Here is an 18259-nt window from a genome sequence, read left to right as displayed (position 1 = left end):
ATTACTGTTGTTTAAACTCTATATAACAACTAAACAATATGAACGAGCGAAGCTCAACTAAACAACATGAACAACTGGCTAGTAGATGATTTCTGCCCATTTATTGCCAGCAATCAATTCTGCTTTTCTGCTTAGCCAATCCTCCCATGACCCCATAATCGTGGTAAATGCTTTATCCATATTATGTCTTAGGCGTTCATGTCCCGCTACATATACATAGGTATTACTGGAGGCCAGCATTTCCTTGATTTCCTCTGCTTGACTTTCTAATACTTCATCCAATGCTATAGGATCTGCCCATTTTGGTCTTGGACTTACAGCCTTGAAAGCTTCAAATGATTTCTGATCATAGTAATTAGTCAAATCTCCTTTGGCATCATTCAGGTAAAGCATTTCCAAGCCACTGTTTGCTCCGTAGTACAACCTTACCTTACCTTTCCAATCGGCATACTGTCCATAGAGACTTTTGGTAAATGCCCGGAAAGGTGCAATACCTGTTCCTATTCCTATCATCAGTATATTTGCAGTATTAGATGACGGTATCTGGAATGCCATCTCATAAGGCCCTGTAATCGTGAGCAAGTCACCCTCTCTCAAGTTACACAGATGATTGGAGCATACTCCTTTGTATAGCTCTCCACTAAACTCATCTACGTAATCACATCGTCTTACCAATAATGTGATCACCTGATTTCCATTTTCTCTTTTAGGAACATCAGCCACACTGTACAGCCTGTGTTGATGCATCTTTCCAAATAGGTCAGAGGTTCTGACCAATACTCCAAAACTTTGGTTGATCTGACATTCAAAATCAGGATCCAATACTTCCAAAACAATCTCTCTTACCTCCTCAGTATCTTCCGGTGTGAGACGCATCGTACGTCTTACCTTAGCGGAATAAGTTTGATCGACATTGTAATCAGCGATTTGTGTCATGGCATTGAAATTTTTAATGTGGAATTTTTAAATTTTAGAGATGATATACATTCTCTTTCACCTTCCTTTTGCAGACATCTGTTTTACATTTGCACCCTGCACAAGAAGACCTATTCGCTAAAGCATCCTCTTCTTGTCTATAGTCAGAAAACAAGACTTTCCAGGCAGCTTGTATACCTACCCAGAAAAGTAGGATAAGTACTATGAATCCAATTGACGTAAAATAAGACATCATATCTCTCACTTCTTATAATCCAGAGAAACCCATAAACGATAGAGATAATATACCTGCAACCAATAAAGTAAGGGCAACTCCCTTTACCATATGGGGTGTTTCGGCAAAGTCCAGTCGTTCCCGTAACCCTGCCATTAATACGAGAGCTATGGTAAACCCAACTCCTGCCCCCAAGGCAAATACAATACTTTGCAGCCAACCATATCCTTTACTAGTCTGGAATAATACTAATCCAAGAATAGCACAGTTCGTCGTAATCAAGGGAAGAAATATTCCCAAAGACTGAAACAAGGCCGGACTCATTTTCTTGATAAACATCTCTACCAATTGTACCGTAGATGCGATCACCACGATATAACTGATCAAGCTCAGAAAAGGAGCATTTATCGCTGCCAACAAAGCATTAATCCCATAGGCACAAACAGAAGCGATCAACATTACAAACATCACTGCCGCTCCCATTTTCGTCGCTGTGGATAACTTACCCGATACTCCCAAAAAGGGACATATTCCCAGAAAATAGGCCAACACAAAGTTGTTGATCAGACTGGCTCCTATAAATATTTTCCATAATGAAGCATCCATTACTTTGATTTTTTAAGTTGAAGACCATTAAACAGTAAAAGCCATAATGCTAAGGTGAAAAAACCTCCGGCCGGAAGAATCATAATGATCCAGGTCTGAAAATTATCCATCATCAACTGCCAGCCAAAAATACTTCCACTACCCAGTAACTCCCTTACCACTCCCAAACACAGCAAGGCAAAAGTGAATCCCATTCCCATACCTAAGGCATCACTGACTGACTTTCCTATCGTATTTTTTGAGGCAAAAGCCTCTGCCCTACTTAGAATTAAACAGTTGACCACAATCAGGGAGATAAAGGCCCCCAGGCTCTTGTGTAACTCTACACTGATGGATTGTATCACATAATCAATAATGGTCACAAAAGTGGCGATGATCAGGATATAGGAAGATATACGTACTTCTTTAGGGATAAAATTCCGAAGTGAAGACACCAATACATTGGACATCAGCAATACAAAAGACGTCGCCAATCCCATCGCCAAAGCATTCTCTGCCGTATTGGTTACTGCCAATACCGGACACATCCCCAATACTTGTACAAATACTGGATTCTCCCGCCATAACCCCTTGATAAACTCATCATTACTCAGCAGGTCCGCAGGCTTCCTTCCCTTCTTTTTTGGAGAGGAATCAGGCGTATTCTTTGGTGCTACTTTAGTTAAGGTTTCCATAAGCATTTTGTATTTGTTCCTTTTGAGCCTGTACTAAAGGCAGCATCTGTTGGCAACTCTTATTCAAAATATCTCCTATCGCCCGAGAAGAGATTGTTGCTCCCGTCATTCCATCGATCTCCCAAGTCTGCTGCTTCCTTCCTTCTTTTACCGTGACAATCGGATGTAGCAGTTGCTTTCCTGAAGCGTCCAACCTCGCACTTAGCATTTTAAAATTGGTCAAGAAGCGTTCATCTTTCTCTATGCGATCTCCTAATCCCGGAGTCTCCTTACTTTCCAAAACATAATGTCCTACAATAGCCTCCCTTTCTAAACTATACCCATACAAGACCTTAATCAGATCTGCATATCCCTGTCCTGTTGCCTCTATCGCCACCCCTTGCAATACACCATTATCATCATAAGCAGCATACAAAGCGACCTCTCCTTTTTCTCCATCACCTAACGGAGCCAATATACCTTCGTCGTTCAAAACAAAGGCAATAGACTTTTTTCCATTCGGAACCACTTTAAAGATGGCCTGCTGCAATGCTTCTTCTTTTAGGGACTCTCTTCTGGGTAAAGTGGTCTCAAAAACGAAAGCGATCAACAATGCACATACCGCCCCTATCCCTGCCATTGCCAAAAGCATTTTAGAGGAAGAGGTCTGTGCTTGTTTCGGAATATCTTTGTGAACTTTATTCATAGTATTTTCCGTTTTGATGTACCATAAACTCTAGGCTTAATCAGTTTGTCCAACTGAGGAGTGAGGGCATTCCCCAATAGAATAGCATACATCACTCCTTCCGGCAAGCCTCCCCATAGCCGTATCACAACCACCATTATCCCTATAAATACCCCATAAACAATCATCCCCATTGTAGTCATCGGTGATCCCACCATATCAGAAGCCATAAAGACCGCTCCCAACATTAAACCTCCACTCATCAACATAAAGAAAGGTGATGGATAGGTTTCAGCATCTATACCATACAGCAGCGCACTGAACAGAAATACGGTACTCAGAATGGTTACAGGAATTTTCCAGTTCATCATTTTACGGATAGCCAAATAGGCCCCACCCAATATGATCAACAGTACACTGGTCTCTCCGGCGGAACCACTCACCATACCCAAGGCCAAGGCAGGAAGCTCCGTGACTACATGATCAAACTTAAAGGCTGATAGTGGGGTCGCTCCCGACATCCCATCAAATACAGGTTGCATAAACGGGAAGGTCAACACCGAAGAAGGTAACGTGAAAAAGCGCTCCTCCAACATTGGTGAACTCCAGGAGGTGATCGCCACCGGAAAGGCTGCCTGTAATACGGCTCTTCCCACCAAAGCCGGATTAAAGACATTATACCCCAATCCTCCAAAAGCAAACTTTCCCAAAGCAATACTGATTACCCCTCCGACAAAGGCCATCCATAACGGAAATGCCGGTGGCAATGTCATTCCTAATAATAATCCCGTGATAATAGCCGACCAGTCTCCTATGGTAGAACGTTTGCCACTCCAATAGCATAATAAGTGCTCTGTCAGTAAACAAGAACCTACCGTCACCAGCAACAACAGTAATGCGCTCAACCCAAAAACATACACCGAGAATGCAGCGATCGGCAGCAAAGCATAAACCACATGTCGCATAATCATGCTTGTGCTCCTCCCACTCACCAAATGAGGAGAAGTACTAATATGTAATGTTTTAGTCAGCATGTTCTTTCTGTTTTCGGTTTCTCAAAAACTGTTTCGATTGCCTGAAGTACTGTACCAAAGGAATATGGGAAGGACATACAAAGGAGCAGGAACCACATTCAAAACAATCCATCAAATGTTCTTCCTCTGCCATCGTATCGTAAGCCTTATTTTTTGCCAACATTCCCATCACAGAAGGATTCAAGGATAAAGGACAAGCCTCTACACAGGCACCACAGCGAATACAAGGGTACACCTCCTGTTCGTGCTTGACCTCTTTACTCGTAAATACGACCACACCGGATGTTCCCTTGACAATAGGAGTATCCAGATTCGATACCGCCATTCCCATCATAGGGCCTCCCATATACACCTCACTGATATTATCCTCTACCCCTACTTGTTCCAAGACAAAACGTAATGGCGTACCAATTGGAATAAGATAATTTCCTTTTGCTTTTACCCCTGGTCCCGTCACCGTGACTACCCGCTCCTGTATTCCCTTTCCATGTGGTAATAACCGACCAATTTCTGCTGCCGTGGCAACATTCACCACGACCACACCCACATCAATCGGTAAACCGCCAGAGGGCACCTCTTTTCCCAAAACTGCTGTGATCAGCATCTTCTCTGCGCCTTGAGGATATTTTACCGGAACGACCTTCACCCTTACGGGAAGATCATCCGGAATCACCGATTGTAAATGTTCTGCCGCATCACGTTTATTAGCTTCTATCCCAATAATCGCCTCTTGTGCCCCCGTAGCTTTCAGTAAATACCGTAACCCCATCAGGATATCATCCGATTGCTCCAGCATTACCCTATGGTCAGTCGTCAGAAATGGTTCACACTCTACGCCATTCACCAAAAGGGTATGGCATGTTTTTCCATCCGGCACTTTCAGTTTCACATGCGTTGGAAATGCTGCACCTCCCAATCCCACAATACCGGCATCCTGTATGGCTTTCAGGATTTGCTCCGAACTAGCGGTTGACAATGGTAGAGGTTTACCTTCCCTTACCGTTTGTCCTGAAGAAGGAGAAGTTTGCAGATAAATCCCATCCACCATCTTTCCTCCTACTGTAGGAACCTTCTGAATCTTCTTGACCACACCAGATACCGGCGCATGCAAAGGAACCGATACGAAGCCACTGGCTTTCGCCAATAGCTGTCCTCTGACTACTTCCTGTCCTTCCCTTACCACCGGCTCAGCCACTGCACCTATATGCTGAGCCAATGGAAGAATCATCACCGGAGCAAAGGGAAACTGACGGATCTTAAGTCCGTTCGTTTCCACTTTGTGCTCCGGAGGGTGGATCCCGTGTTTGAAGGTATTTTTTCTAAAATTAAATAACTTCATAAGGTCACCTAGTTAAAACGTTCCGCCCTTTTGATCCATTTTTTCAGGTCTTTCTCATTCAGGTCCTTAGGTGTTCCCGGATGAATGACTCCCTGGCTACACTTCTCCGCTGCCTTCACCAAGTCCTGAAAAGGAGCACCCGCTACATTGATGATCTCTGCTTTCTTGTCTGCATTATAAGCAAACACCTTATTGTTGACTTTGATGCATTCATCACACCCGCTACAGAGGTCTGTCTCTATCCAGGGAGAAATAAAATCCTCATTAGAAGAGGATACTTCTTGTCCTGTTTCCTGTTTTTGCTCCTGAACTACAGGCATTACCAGATCTTTTAACTCTCCTCCATCGCCATTCGCCAGTTTCATTAATCCCTGAGCGATATTCTGTACGATCTCAGCTTTGACCTGCGTAGTATCTACTTCTTTCACTTCTGGTTGCTCTCCCAACGCTTTTAGCATATGCCAGAAGTCTCTTCTTTCTTCACAAGAATGTACCATTGGTTCTGCTACAAGGACTCTCGCCAAATGTTGCTTCTTATCCACCGCCCAAATAAATGGATACTTCCCTTCCCGCTCTTCCACAGATAATTCAAGGAACTGCGCCAAAGGAATCATATTCTCATTCCAAGCATCTCTTGGGACTTTTCGGAAATGCTTTCTGAATCTTCCTTCGGTAATGGCAAAGTCTGCGAAGGTCATCTCGATCTCCATCTGCTTTTCTACCCCATTATCCAGATATTTCAACTGATAAGTAGGCCAGTCTTTATCCTGATCAGGGTTACCACTAAGGTCAAATGCTTCATAAGGTTTCACACCTAACTCAGGATTGTACTTAAAGACTGGGTAAGCACGGGATTCTACCGCCAGTTTTGCCTGATGTACACCCAAATCATCCGCTACCCCATGCTCTGGCTGACAAGTCGTGTAGATATTGAATAATGCCGGACGTTTCGCCATCAAGCCATCAATAAAGCCTTCGATCATATGGCTTGTGTTGGAAAGTGTGGCTTGCATCACATAAGTATTGCGGTGTGCCATAGCAATTAAACCAATCTCTTTACGAGGCTCCGGTTTACCCTGCCATACTTTACCATATTGCGCCATATCCGATACCTGACCAATAAAGCCTGACGTACACGCCTGTCCACCTGTATTGGAATATACCTGAGTATCGACTACCACTACCTTGATTGGCTTACCGGAGGCCATCAATCGGGAAAGGTTCTGGAACCCGATATCATACATAGAACCATCCCCACCCAATGCCACTACTGGAGGACACAACTTCCATTCCTCATCCGTAAACTGCTGCCAGGTGAAGTAAGTAAAGAAGTCATCGTGTTTCTCTGGGCTATATTCTCCTTTCAGCTCCAGCTCTGCTTTACGAACGGCCTTAAAGCCTTCTGCCATCTTGGATATATGGCCTTCAAAAATACCCATCGCTAAAGACGGCGAGTCCTGGAATAAGTGATTCGCCCAAGGGAATGGATAAGGATTAAACGGATACGTACTACCCCACACTGACGTACAACCTGTAGCGTTGGTCATCCCCATATTCGCCCTACCTTTTCCGGAAACTCCATTGGTGTATTTCCACTTCAGTCGCTTCAGCTCTGCCAATAGCTGAGTCACATGCCTAAACCAACCTTGATCAATCGGTTGCGTACCTTTGGCAGACTCAATACGACTCGTAATTCCTGACATCGTCAGATCCGTATCCTGCATATCATTCACGATATTAGCCATTAGGTCCGGATCATTCAGATTGACAGTATCCATCAGTTTTAGCTGTATATGTTTTTCCAGCTTGGCAATCAATTCTTCCAGATACTTCAAGTGCTTCTCGACTCTCGGCATCATTAGCGACTCAACGGTAGCCGTAAAGAGGTGCACAACGGACTTCTCCGAACACCCTAAACATGCTCCATCTCCACTGGCAAAGTTCAAATAGGCATCCTTATTCAATAGGATCGTTTCCAGCGGTCCTATTTTCTCTTCCAGATCATCTACCCTATTATATTTCTGAGGGGTATTTGGCAAATCTCTCCACAAGTCCCACTCCTGTCTTAGCTTGATCACAGAGCCTTCTGTCTGAGGGACAATTTGCAAGGCATCATCCTCACAAACTTTCACACACTCCATACACCCCTTACAAGTCTGGGGGTTTATGGTTATACTGAATAAGCCTCCACTTCCTTTCTCTTTTTTCTCATGCAGTTCAAAGTAAGGGCGTGTCAGTGCAAATTTAAAGTCTCCCAACTCTTCCTTAAACCACTCCAGTTCTTTCACCACCTCCATTGGTGTTTCTGCATCGTAGATCTTCTCATCCAGTACCGTATGTATGTGATCATTCACAGTCTTCTTCTTATCTCCTTGCTCAAACAGTTTACGGATCTGTCCTTCCAGCTTTCTGATTTCTTTTGGTAAGAATTCTGCTTTTCCGTATTTCTTATTCACTCGCTTCACAATCGTGTTCAGCACATCGGAAAGCTCACTTACCAAACCCGGTATGGCTGTATCCGGACATACCGCATAACAGTTACCACAAGCCGTACAATTATTCGGAATCCATTCCGGATGCTCGAAGCGGATACCGGTCATATCCCTGAAGAGGGAAGTCGTAGCCGGCATCACAGATAACCCTATAAATGGATCGGTGATATTATCATTCCCTTGTCCTTTCGCATAGAAGCTCCCTGTCTGTTCCCAGAAACGGTGGATATCACTTAATTTGGATTCACTCTGAGGAGATTCTTTCAGCATACTTGGTAAACTGATCTCTTCTTCCTGCAGCTCCAAGATTTCCTCATTATCCAGTTCCTTACAAGTAATTTCATGAACTTCATCAAATCCTCTCTTCACTACCCGCATATTATCGTCCACTACTCGTTGTCCTTTTCCTCCGAATTTATGCTGTAGCTGATCCTCAATCGCCTTCAATAAGGTATCTGGATTTAATCCTGTTTTTTCCATTAGTGGAGAGGCTGAGAAAAATGCTCCCTGGAAAGCTATTCCCTGCATACGTAGCTGCAATTCCGGGTCGGTTGCTTCCTCACGGGCGATCTTAAATCCATCGATATAAAAGACATGGATATTACGGTCTATAATCTGGCGTTGATAGTGCTTAGGAATTGTTGCCCAAACCTCTTCTGGTGTTGCTTTATCACTTTGAATAATAAAACACCCTTCATCCTTCAACCCCGCAATCGCATTGGTATGCTTAAAGACATTCGGGTCCGGAGAAAGTACTACGTCTACAAAGTAATATTCGCAATTGATACGGATAGGCTCCGGTGCTGCCGCCAAGTAATATGTCGTTGGCTGTCCTTTCTTTTCTGAGCCATATTTAGGATTTGCCTTAATATCATATCCTAGTAAATCAAATAGCGTCATGGCGAGGTTCTTACCAGTAGTAATTGCTCCCCATCCTCCAACGGAATGGAAACGTACCGTTACCGCATCCTTTGGCATCAGGTTTGGATTCTCGGAACCTCTTACTGACAAGTCTTTCACATGAGGGTATGCTTCTGAAATAGTTTCCTGATACAAACGCTGCTTAGGAGTCACGGCGACTTCCCTGATAAAATCAATAGAAAGGTAGAATCGTTTCTTGTGCGCTCCATCGCCTAACATATTTTCTATGGCTCCTATAATACCTTCCGGCTGCAAATCACGACTACCCATTCCGAAAGAACCAGAATATAAGGCAGGCATTTCGTTCGGTTTAATCGTGGCTACGGCAGGGAAAGGCTTATCTTTTTTGTAAGCACTATTCTCCAATCCTTTGGAAAGTGCCGAGCGGATTTCTCGCATCATTGGCAAATCCTCTGCCAACGGCTGATCCAATCGTTCCAATACTGTCACTCCTTTCTTTCCTTTCAGGATATGACTGATATAATCTGATGGAAACGGACGGAACATCACCAAGTCCACGACCCCTACTTTCAATCCTCTCGTTTCTCTTATATAATCGACGACTGCTTCTGCACTGGACACCACACTCCCTTGCCCCACAATCAGGTAATCTGCATCTTCTACCTTATAGGTCATTACCCGAGCATACTTTCTTCCGGTAAGTGTATAAAACTCCTCAAAGGCCTGATCGGTAATTTCCTGAATATGGTCAAAAAAGAATGGGCGCTGGGCTGCCACACTTTGCATATAAGAATCTTGGTTTTGAACAATTCCAGCCATCAGTGGATTATCCACATCCCATATTTCCGGAATTCTTCTTCTTTGGTCTCCGTAAATGATGCGCTGTGCAGGCGTTGGAGTATCAATGATATCATCCGGTCTTCCCAAAAACTCCCTGATCAGTTCTCGCTCCGGTAAGTTCATGGACTCAATCAAGTGAGTGGTTAAAAAGCCATCCTGTGCGATGATTCCTGGCGTAAGTGCCATCTCCGCAATCTTATGGGCAATGATGTTCAGGTCTGCCACATGCTGTGCTTTTTTTGCGAAAAGCTGGAAAAATCCTGTATCATCTACCGCATGGTAATCATCATGTCCTGCATGTACATTGAGGGTAGATTTTGTCATTGCCCTTGCTCCTATATTCAAGACATAGGTCAAGCGTTTTCCTACTGCCGCATACAGGGACTCATGCATATAGGCAATCCCTTGCCCTGAGGAGAAATTCGCTGCACGCTGTCCTGTCATAGATAACCCTGCTGTAACGGCTGCCGCCGCATGCTCTCCTTCAGGTTCTATAAAGATCAAAGGCTTATTGGAAATGTTCAGGTGACCTTTGGCAGCTTCTTCTGCCCAATACTCTCCCATCTGGGTAGAAGGGGTAATAGGATACGCTCCCGCAGCATCACTGGATTCCCGCTCACACATAATGGCTGCGGTATTACCATCCATTGCTACTCGAACTCCCGGATACTTAATTTTTTTAGAGGATGTGTTAGTGCTCATGGTTCTGTGCTTAAATGTTTTGGTATTTCGTTTTCAGAGGGCAGGTATGAAGCAACTTTGTTCGTTCGGTGAGCACATCGGGGTAGGAAATCAGGATGTGTCTCGTTAGGGGCGGTAACCAATGCTATCCTTATACTCGGATAGCGTTAGCGACCTTCTACAGCACATAAAATTCATTGGGCCTGCATAAATTGATAGGTATTCGTGTTACTATCTATCACGATATCAATACCTTAAATTTAAGATCGAGGGAGTTCTTTCAGATGATGGGGGTCAGGTAGAAATAGTGACGAAAGTCAACCAAGTAATAATTAATTGCAGAATTCCAATTCATAAAAAAAGTAGTACTCGAAATAAAACACTAAAATATAAACAGTTACAGATTTATTATTCTAATAATTAATTGTATTATAAAATTATCGCACAAAAAGCATTCACTCATTAAAAAGTGTATTAAAAACACCTATTTTAGAAATTATCTAAATAATTCACCGATTATCCACACAAAATAAAAGCTCCAACCTTTCTTATGGTTGAAGCTTTTACTAAACTGCTAAAAACTATCTTTTACTGCTTACCCTGCTGCATTTCCTTGATCAGTTCTGAGAAATCAAAGGTGGCTGCTTTTTGTACAGGAGGATATTCCTGCAATGATTTGGCATGCTCTTGAATAAGTTCCTGAATAGGCTCATTCAGAAATTGTTTTCGTTGAAGGATATCAGAGCGATCCGTCAGATTATCAAAACTCTCAAAGGGGTCTAAACGAAGGTTGTACATAATTGGAAATTTTTGCTTGGTATACACCGCATAATAATCCTCACTTGTTTCAAAGTGTAATTTCCATTGCTTTATCCGAATCGCCTTAAGGCTTGATTCATAATAATACAAATAATTATCTCTGGCACTCTCCTCTGTTTTCCCCATCCAATAATCCAAGTTATTGACCCCGTCAATAAACTGTTTCCGTTCTTTCTTGATTTTTTCTGCCACATTCTCTACCCCTGCAGCAGCAGCCAATGTGGTAAAAATATCCATGTGTGCTTGAATGCCATTCAATACTTGACCTTCTGGAATTTTGCCTTTCCACATGGCCATCATAGGTACCCTTACGCCTCCTTCATAAGTGGTCATTTTTTCTCCTCTGAATGGAGTGGTTCCTCCGTGTAAACGTGCGCTATGCTCTGGACCATTATCGGTAGAATAAATAATGATTGTGTTTTCCAACACGCCCATTTTCTCCAATTCATCTAACAAGTTCCCTACCTGCTGATCATGCTCCATCAGACCACTTCCATAGAAATCATGTTCTGTCGTATGTGGAAGTGCCAAATAGCGGCTTTCTGGCTTTAAGTGGGTAAACATATGCATACGACTAGGATTTAACCACACAAAAAATGGCTTATTGTCCTTCTTCGCCTTTTTCATGAAATTGATAGAAGCGTCAAAGAATTCCTCGTCCATGGTTTCCATTCTTTTTCTGGAAAGTGGCCCCGTATCTTCTATGCGCTGCTTCCCTACTTTTCCAAATCGAGGATCTTCGGTGGGATCATCCTTATCTGTTGCATAAGTGTGTAAAACTCCTCTCGTACCAAACTTTTTTCGAAACTCAGGATCTTGAGGATAATCCTTTTGCTCAAATTCTTCTTCCGTGTTCAGGTGGTAAAGATTTCCGAAGAACTCATCAAAACCATGCATTGTCGGCAAGTGTTCATTGCGGTCTCCCAAATGGTTTTTACCAAACTGCCCAGTGGCATACCCTTCTGCTTTAAGTACCTCCGCTAACGTAGGCGTTTCTTTCTTCAATCCCAATTTTGCTCCTGGTCGTCCCACAGTAGTCATCCCACTTCTTATAGGGTATTGCCCTGTAATTAACGCCGCTCTCCCTGCTGTACAGGATGGCTGAGCATAATGATCAGTAAACATAGCGCCTCCCTTTGCAATTCTATCGATATTCGGGGTTCGGTACCCCATCGTGCCATGTCCATAAACACTTAGGTTTTGCCATCCCACATCATCGGGGAATATGATCAATATATTAGGCTTTTTCTGTGCGACACATTCATTTAAAGGCATCGCATAAATTAACATAACCCCAAACAGGCTATACGTCAGTCTCAATAGGTTCATTATGATACATGATAATGGTTAAAGATTGGAAGTACATCAAAGCAGTTCCACGCACCTATCAAGTAATAAAAACCCTATCACAAACTAAATAAACTTACACTACGAAATCACTCAAAAACTTGCTCCATTATTACATAGTCTATACCGCCTTTGGAAAAACGCTGCTCCGTTTCTTTTAAGCCAAAACGGTTGTAAAAGAAAGCTTTCTCTACACGGGCATTGCACCAGACCTTCTTTACGCCCTCTTGCTTTAGGTAATCTAGTAAATAGGTCAGCAGTTTTGTTCCATACCCTTTCCCTTGTTCTTCCATATCGGTAGCAAACTTTCTGAACTGTGCTTCCCCATTTTCGACAAACACAGAGATTACAGAAACGAGCTTTTCCTCTATAAAGAGTCCTAAATGAAGCCCCTCCTGATCATTGGGGAGTTGAACATATTCGATCGGTTTGTTGGGCCACATGACTTTGTGTCTTAAGGGCCAGGTTGCTTTGCTGTTTAGTTTTTTTATTTCCATATATTTTAAAAAATATCCCGAATTAATTCATCATACAACCGTTTGACCTGCAAATCCCCAAACCCATAAATTGCTCCCCGCTGGCAGAACTCCCGGAATACGAGACCGAATTCTCTCGTGTTCAGTTCTTTCATAATTGCAAGGAGCGTTTCTTTCGGCCTGCCTAAACTTTCTGGTGTGGGTAAACTAGCTATATACGCTTCTACCGCCGGAAGAATAAAAGGATAAACCGCTTGCAGCTCTTGTCCTACCTTTCGTAGTCCTTCTGTATTTTGATCTCGATAATACACCCAAAGAAGTGCTAATTTCTCCTGATGTATCAAAGGAAGTCGACCTTTAAAGGCCTGTTGCAGCCCTTGTCTTGTCAACGCTCCGAAACCGTAAGGGGTAAGCTTTGGAGGTCGCACCAAAAAAACAGCTCTATCGGTCCCATAAGTTTGTAGCAACAAATAACTTACAAACCAGCAATTCACCTGACAGAAAAGATCATCCTCAAACCATAGGTTAATCTCTGTCCCTTCAGGAATTTGCTGCATCTGTTCAAACTCGGGTACTACCTTTTGGTAGTAATCTTCTGCTTTCTCTCCTAATCCCAAGCCTGCAATAAAGCTTGCTCTGGTTTGGAAAAACTCCTTCAGCGTCTCTCCTTTCACATCCCCGTCAACCAGACATTCCCTTGCTACAATTTGGGTTCCTGTTATCCCTGCTGGAAACTGCTCCTTTAAGGCGTCTCCATTAAGAATATGCACTTGTTGTTTCATGGGCCGTTTTAATTATTAATTTTCAATGATTTAATTTTCAATTGGTGTCAGGGCTTACAATCGGAGTTTACTTGAAGCACTGTTACCTCATGAGGGTGTTTAATTTTCAATAGAGTTTATCACGGTTAATTGTTAATAAGCAGGGAAAAGTAGTGAACTGGTTCAAGAGTTCAAATTCCGAACGAGGTACGAGTACGGAATTGCTCTTGGACCAAGCGGTTTACTACCTCAGTCAAGTCTAATGCGTACTGCGCTAGTCCAAGAGCGTATTGATAGTCGTTCCTCCTATCAATACTGAACTCTTGAACTAGGAGCAGACAAGGACCTACATCATATCGTTAGATATCAATAATTGAAAATTAAATCATTGAAAATTAAAACCTCCGTTGCTTCGTCACTTCATAAAGTACAATGCCCGTAGAAGTAGCCAGGTTCATACTCTCCACCATTCCAAACATTTCCATATTTACGCAAAAGGCACTACGCTCTACCGCCAGATCACTGACACCATTGGACTCGTTCCCAAACCATACGGCAAGCTTTTCCTGTGTATAGCTTCCTTTATGCAACAACACATTGTCTTTTCCTTTTATGTGAGGAGATGTCACAATCGAAACGAAGCCTTCTGCTTCCAGTGCCTTTAAGCATTCTTCTGTACTGTCGAATCTTCGGACATCTGTCCACTTGATCGCAGAGACTGAATGTTTCAATAAGGATTTTCGCTGTCGCATTACGGCAATATCGTCCTCCAAAAGGTGCTTACTATCCACGACATATAATCGCTCCACCCCTAATGCATTCACATTGCGGATCACATTACCGATATTCATAATAAAGTTGGGTTCTTCCAATACCGCTATCAGGTTAGAGCATTTATGTTTTTCCATCTCCTCCGGGCTACGTTTATTTGCTGCTTCTATGTGATTCTCCATTTTCACGGTTTTCAATTTTCAATGATTAATTTTCAATTTTCATTTTTTGAAGATGGATAACTATTATTAATTTTCAATGATTAATGATCAATTCTCTTGGAGCAGCTCAATTATTGAAAATTAAAAACACATTCATTATCAGAGATAAAGATCATGTAAAACCAATGTGCCAACTCACCAAAAATAACACCCCTCTCTCCTAGCTTTGTCATTTTGTAACCAAATCAAAGGCTAACGATGAGTAACATTATTCATATACATCAAGTTATTTTCCTTATTGAAAAACTGGGAGATCAAAAAGTGAAAGCAGATCAGCTTCCTTCTGTTATCAAAGGGCAATTTGGAGAAGATGTACAGCATTCTGCTTGTTCAGGTATTCCCTTTGATCCGGAAGAAGCTCTTGAATTTCTTCTGGACAGAAACAAAATAATTGTAGATGAAGAAGGTTTTATCCACCTTCACCCTACTATGAAGCTCTGTAACTCACACGCTTAGTTTTTAATTTTCAATGATTAATTATCAATTTTCAATTATTAAAAATTAATCATTGAAAATTGATAATTGAAAATTCTTCATTCCTCTGGGGGTTATTTTTTTCTTACTTTTGTCCTAAAATTAAGATAAAACGTATGATCTCTATAGATAATTTGGGTGTAGAATTTAGTGGTTCCACCCTATTTAGTGATGTTTCCTTTGCGATCAACCCTACCGACAAAATTGCCCTAATGGGTAAAAATGGCGCAGGAAAATCTACCATGATGAAGATTATCGCTGGTGTAGAAAAAGCGAGTAAAGGAAAGGTCACTGCCCCAAAGGACACCGTTATTGCCTACCTTCCTCAACATCTTCTTACGGAAGATGACTGCACTGTCTTTGAAGAAACTGCCAAGGCATTCCAGCATATCTTCGATATGAAAGAGGAGATGGAAGACCTGAACAAGCAGTTGGAAACACGTACGGACTACGAAAGTCCAGAGTATATGAAAATCATTGAGCGTGTTTCTGACCTTGGCGAAAAATACTATGCACTAGAGGAAATCAACTATGATGCAGAAGTAGAGAAAGCCCTGAAAGGACTTGGCTTTAAGCAGGAAGATATGCACCGCCAAACCAATGAGTTCAGTGGAGGGTGGCGTATGCGTATTGAGCTGGCGAAAATTCTTTTGCAGAAACCTGACCTTATCCTTTTGGATGAGCCTACCAACCACATTGACATCGAATCAGTGATCTGGCTGGAAGATTTCTTGGTCAATAAGGCAAATGCCGTTATGGTAATCTCCCACGATAGAGCCTTTATTGACAATATCACCAACCGTACGATCGAAGTAACGATGGGACGTATTTATGACTATAAGGCTAAATACTCTCACTATCTGGAGCTACGTAAAGAACGTAGAGAGCAACAGATGAAAGCGTACGAGGAACAGCAAAAATTCATTGCAGAAACCAAGGCCTTCATTGAGCGTTTCAAAGGCACTTACTCCAAAACCAATCAAGTGTCATCCCGTGAGCGTATGCTCGAAAAACTGGATATTATAGAAGTGGATGAAGTAGATAACTCTGCGCTTAAGTTGAAGTTCCCTCCGGCACCACGCTCAGGAGATTATCCAGTTACGGTAAAAGAACTATCAAAATCTTACGATGAGCATGTGGTCTTCAAGGATGCTAATATGTCCATCTCAAGAGGTGAAAAGGTTGCTTTTGTAGGACGAAATGGAGAAGGTAAATCCACCATGCTCAAAGCGATTCTAGGAGAAATAGAAGTAGATGGAGGGGAATGTGCTTTGGGACATAACGCCAAGGTAGGTTACTTTGCCCAAAATCAAGCTTCATTACTAGATCCTAACCTAACGATTTTTGAAACTGTTGATGAAGTGGCTGAAGGAGATATTCGTACACAAATCAAGAATATTCTGGGACAATTTATGTTCAGTGGAGAAGATATTGATAAGAAAGTAGGTGTACTATCCGGAGGAGAAAGAACTCGTCTGGCCATGGTGAAGCTTCTTCTGGAGCCTGTCAACCTACTGATTCTCGATGAGCCTACCAACCACTTGGATTTACGCTCTAAGGATGTCTTAAAAGATGCCTTAAAAGCTTTTGATGGTACCCTGATACTTGTCTCTCACGACAGGGATTTCTTGCAAGGACTATCCAATAAGGTGTTTGAATTTAAGGAGCAACGTGTGATTGAGCACTTTGAAACGATTGATGACTTTTTGGAAAGAAATCGTATTAAGAGTATTGCTGCACTAGACCTTAAATAATTATGAGTTAAAAGTGATGAGTTATGAGTTAAATTTTCACTCATAACTCATCACTTTTAACTTATCACTAGGCATGCGGAACTTGATAATCATCGAGGAAACCACCGTCAGTTCTCCAATCAGTAACACCGCATATTCTACTCCAAACAAGTCTGCCGTAATTCCTGAGATCACTGCACCAAACGCGTACCCCAAGTCTCTCCATAATCGGAATGTGCCGATCGTTTCTGCTCTTTGTTGAGGGCTCGTTGCCTGTGCAATTGTGGACAAAAAAGTAGGATAGACCAAAGCTGTTCCTAATCCCAATACCGCTGCAATCCCTGCCAATACGTAAAAATTACTGAAATAAGGGATAAAACAGATGGCGACACCTTGCATCAACATTCCCCAAAACAGCATTCCTTTCTTGGAGTAATGATCCGACATTTTCCCTGTGAATAACTGCCCTATTCCCCATACTCCCGGATAGATAGCGGTAATGATTCCCATATTTTCATTACTGTAACTCCAACCTAACAGAAGTATAGGCAATAATCCCCAAATCATCCCATCATTCAGGTTATTCACTAACCCTGCCTGTGTCACGGCACTTAAGGTTTTATTCTTGAAAGTGGTTTCTATAAAGACACTCTTCAGTTGCTCTGTGTTGTTGGTTGCACTCTCTTTATGTACAAAGGTACTGGTGTCTTTTACCCATAATAGGGATAAAATAAAACCGATTACCGAAATCGCGATACCGATATAAAAAGGATAAGGTGTTACTCCATACTCATTGGCTACATACCCCGTCAAGAATGCGACTACTCCTACCGCAAAATATCCTGCAAATTCATTCAATCCCATCGCAAAACCACGATCTTTCTCCCCTACTAGATCAATCTTCATCACGACTGTACTACTCCAGGTTAAACCCTGACTTACCCCCAATAGTATGTTAGCCAATACCACCCAATTCCAACTGCTGGCGTACATTAGTACCCATGGTACAGGTATAGCGATCAGCCATCCTAAAATCAATAAATTTCTTCTTCCAAAACGATTAGCCAACTTACCTGTATAGTAATTTGCCAATGCTTTGGATACTCCAAAGGCGGTAATGAACGAAAGGATTGCGGTCTTGGAGGCTACCCCAAAAGTCAGTTCTGCAAACTGTGGAAAGATGGTTCTTTCCATACCCACCATACCCCCTACGAAGGCATTGATGATCACTAAAAGTAAAAATTGCTTCCAGTTTTCTTTGAGCCCAAGCTGTACCTGCTGCGTTGTCATTCTTT

15 protein-coding genes are annotated in these 18259 nt (G+C 42.4%); 2 read left to right on the top strand and 13 right to left on the bottom strand.

Translation table 11 applies throughout. From position 1 onward, the window contains the following. Positions 1–78 precede the first annotated feature (78 nt). From ABD985_RS15050 to ABD985_RS14995, 12 genes are all read right to left on the bottom strand, one after another. Positions 79–936: a ferredoxin reductase domain-containing protein gene (locus ABD985_RS15050; RefSeq protein ID WP_345373113.1), complete on the bottom strand. Its 858-nt coding sequence runs from the start codon at positions 934–936 to the stop codon at positions 79–81. A 34-nt stretch (positions 937–970) separates the two neighbouring features. Further along, positions 971–1171 carry a hypothetical protein gene (locus tag ABD985_RS15045; protein ID WP_345373111.1) on the bottom strand — a complete coding sequence of 67 codons (201 nt, stop codon included), beginning with the start codon at positions 1169–1171 and terminating at the stop codon, positions 971–973. Positions 1172–1183: 12 nt separating this feature from the next. Then, positions 1184–1756, bottom strand: coding sequence for an electron transport complex protein RnfA (locus tag ABD985_RS15040; protein ID WP_345373109.1), 573 nt, complete (start codon positions 1754–1756; stop codon positions 1184–1186). Further along, positions 1756–2430 carry an electron transport complex subunit RsxE gene (gene rsxE / locus ABD985_RS15035; protein WP_345373107.1) on the bottom strand — a complete coding sequence of 225 codons (675 nt, stop codon included), beginning with the start codon at positions 2428–2430 and terminating at the stop codon, positions 1756–1758. Before rsxE ends, ABD985_RS15040 begins: the two co-directional genes overlap by 1 nt. Continuing rightward, positions 2414–3115: an RnfABCDGE type electron transport complex subunit G gene (locus tag ABD985_RS15030; protein WP_345373105.1), complete on the bottom strand. Its 702-nt coding sequence runs from the start codon at positions 3113–3115 to the stop codon at positions 2414–2416. The genes rsxE and ABD985_RS15030 overlap by 17 nt, the downstream gene beginning before the upstream one ends. Further along, entirely contained in the window at positions 3112–4128 is a 1017-nt protein-coding gene (locus ABD985_RS15025) for an RnfABCDGE type electron transport complex subunit D (RefSeq protein ID WP_345373103.1), read from the bottom strand. Before ABD985_RS15025 ends, ABD985_RS15030 begins: the two co-directional genes overlap by 4 nt. Further along, positions 4118–5467 (bottom strand): electron transport complex subunit RsxC, encoded by a 1350-nt coding sequence (rsxC, locus tag ABD985_RS15020; protein ID WP_345373101.1) that lies wholly within the window; start codon positions 5465–5467, stop codon positions 4118–4120. Before rsxC ends, ABD985_RS15025 begins: the two co-directional genes overlap by 11 nt. Before the next feature lie 8 nt (positions 5468–5475). Beyond that, a complete protein-coding gene (locus tag ABD985_RS15015) occupies positions 5476–10383 on the bottom strand; it encodes a 2-oxoacid:acceptor oxidoreductase family protein (RefSeq protein WP_345373099.1) in 4908 nt (1635 codons plus the stop codon). Between the two features lie 567 nt (positions 10384–10950). After that, positions 10951–12510, bottom strand: a complete 1560-nt coding sequence (locus tag ABD985_RS15010; RefSeq protein ID WP_345373097.1) for an arylsulfatase — start codon at positions 12508–12510, stop codon at positions 10951–10953. 107 nt (positions 12511–12617) lie between these two features. Continuing rightward, positions 12618–13025 (bottom strand): GNAT family N-acetyltransferase, encoded by a 408-nt coding sequence (locus tag ABD985_RS15005; protein WP_345373095.1) that lies wholly within the window; start codon positions 13023–13025, stop codon positions 12618–12620. A gap of 5 nt (positions 13026–13030) precedes the next feature. Continuing rightward, a complete protein-coding gene (locus tag ABD985_RS15000) occupies positions 13031–13786 on the bottom strand; it encodes a DUF1835 domain-containing protein (protein ID WP_345373093.1) in 756 nt (251 codons plus the stop codon). A gap of 374 nt (positions 13787–14160) precedes the next feature. Beyond that, on the bottom strand, positions 14161–14718 hold the full coding sequence (locus ABD985_RS14995; protein ID WP_345373091.1) for a TrmH family RNA methyltransferase: 558 nt from the start codon (positions 14716–14718) through the stop codon (positions 14161–14163). A gap of 237 nt (positions 14719–14955) precedes the next feature. On the opposite strand from ABD985_RS14995, the gene ABD985_RS14990 reads away from it, so the two are divergent. Next, a complete protein-coding gene (locus tag ABD985_RS14990) occupies positions 14956–15213 on the top strand; it encodes a DUF2492 family protein (RefSeq protein WP_345373089.1) in 258 nt (85 codons plus the stop codon). Between the two features lie 134 nt (positions 15214–15347). Next, positions 15348–16985: an ABC-F family ATP-binding cassette domain-containing protein gene (locus ABD985_RS14985; RefSeq protein WP_345373087.1), complete on the top strand. Its 1638-nt coding sequence runs from the start codon at positions 15348–15350 to the stop codon at positions 16983–16985. 36 nt (positions 16986–17021) lie between these two features. On the opposite strand, the gene ABD985_RS14980 is transcribed toward ABD985_RS14985, so the two are convergent. Further along, complete coding sequence (locus tag ABD985_RS14980) at positions 17022–18254, bottom strand: MFS transporter (protein WP_345373085.1); 1233 nt, start codon at positions 18252–18254, stop codon at positions 17022–17024. Positions 18255–18259 lie beyond the last annotated feature (5 nt).

This window comes from Algivirga pacifica, from assembly GCF_039543525.1.
In the GTDB taxonomy this organism is placed as follows: Bacteria; Bacteroidota; Bacteroidia; order Cytophagales; family Flammeovirgaceae; genus Algivirga; species Algivirga pacifica.
This window is presented reverse-complemented; position numbering and strand designations above follow the sequence as displayed.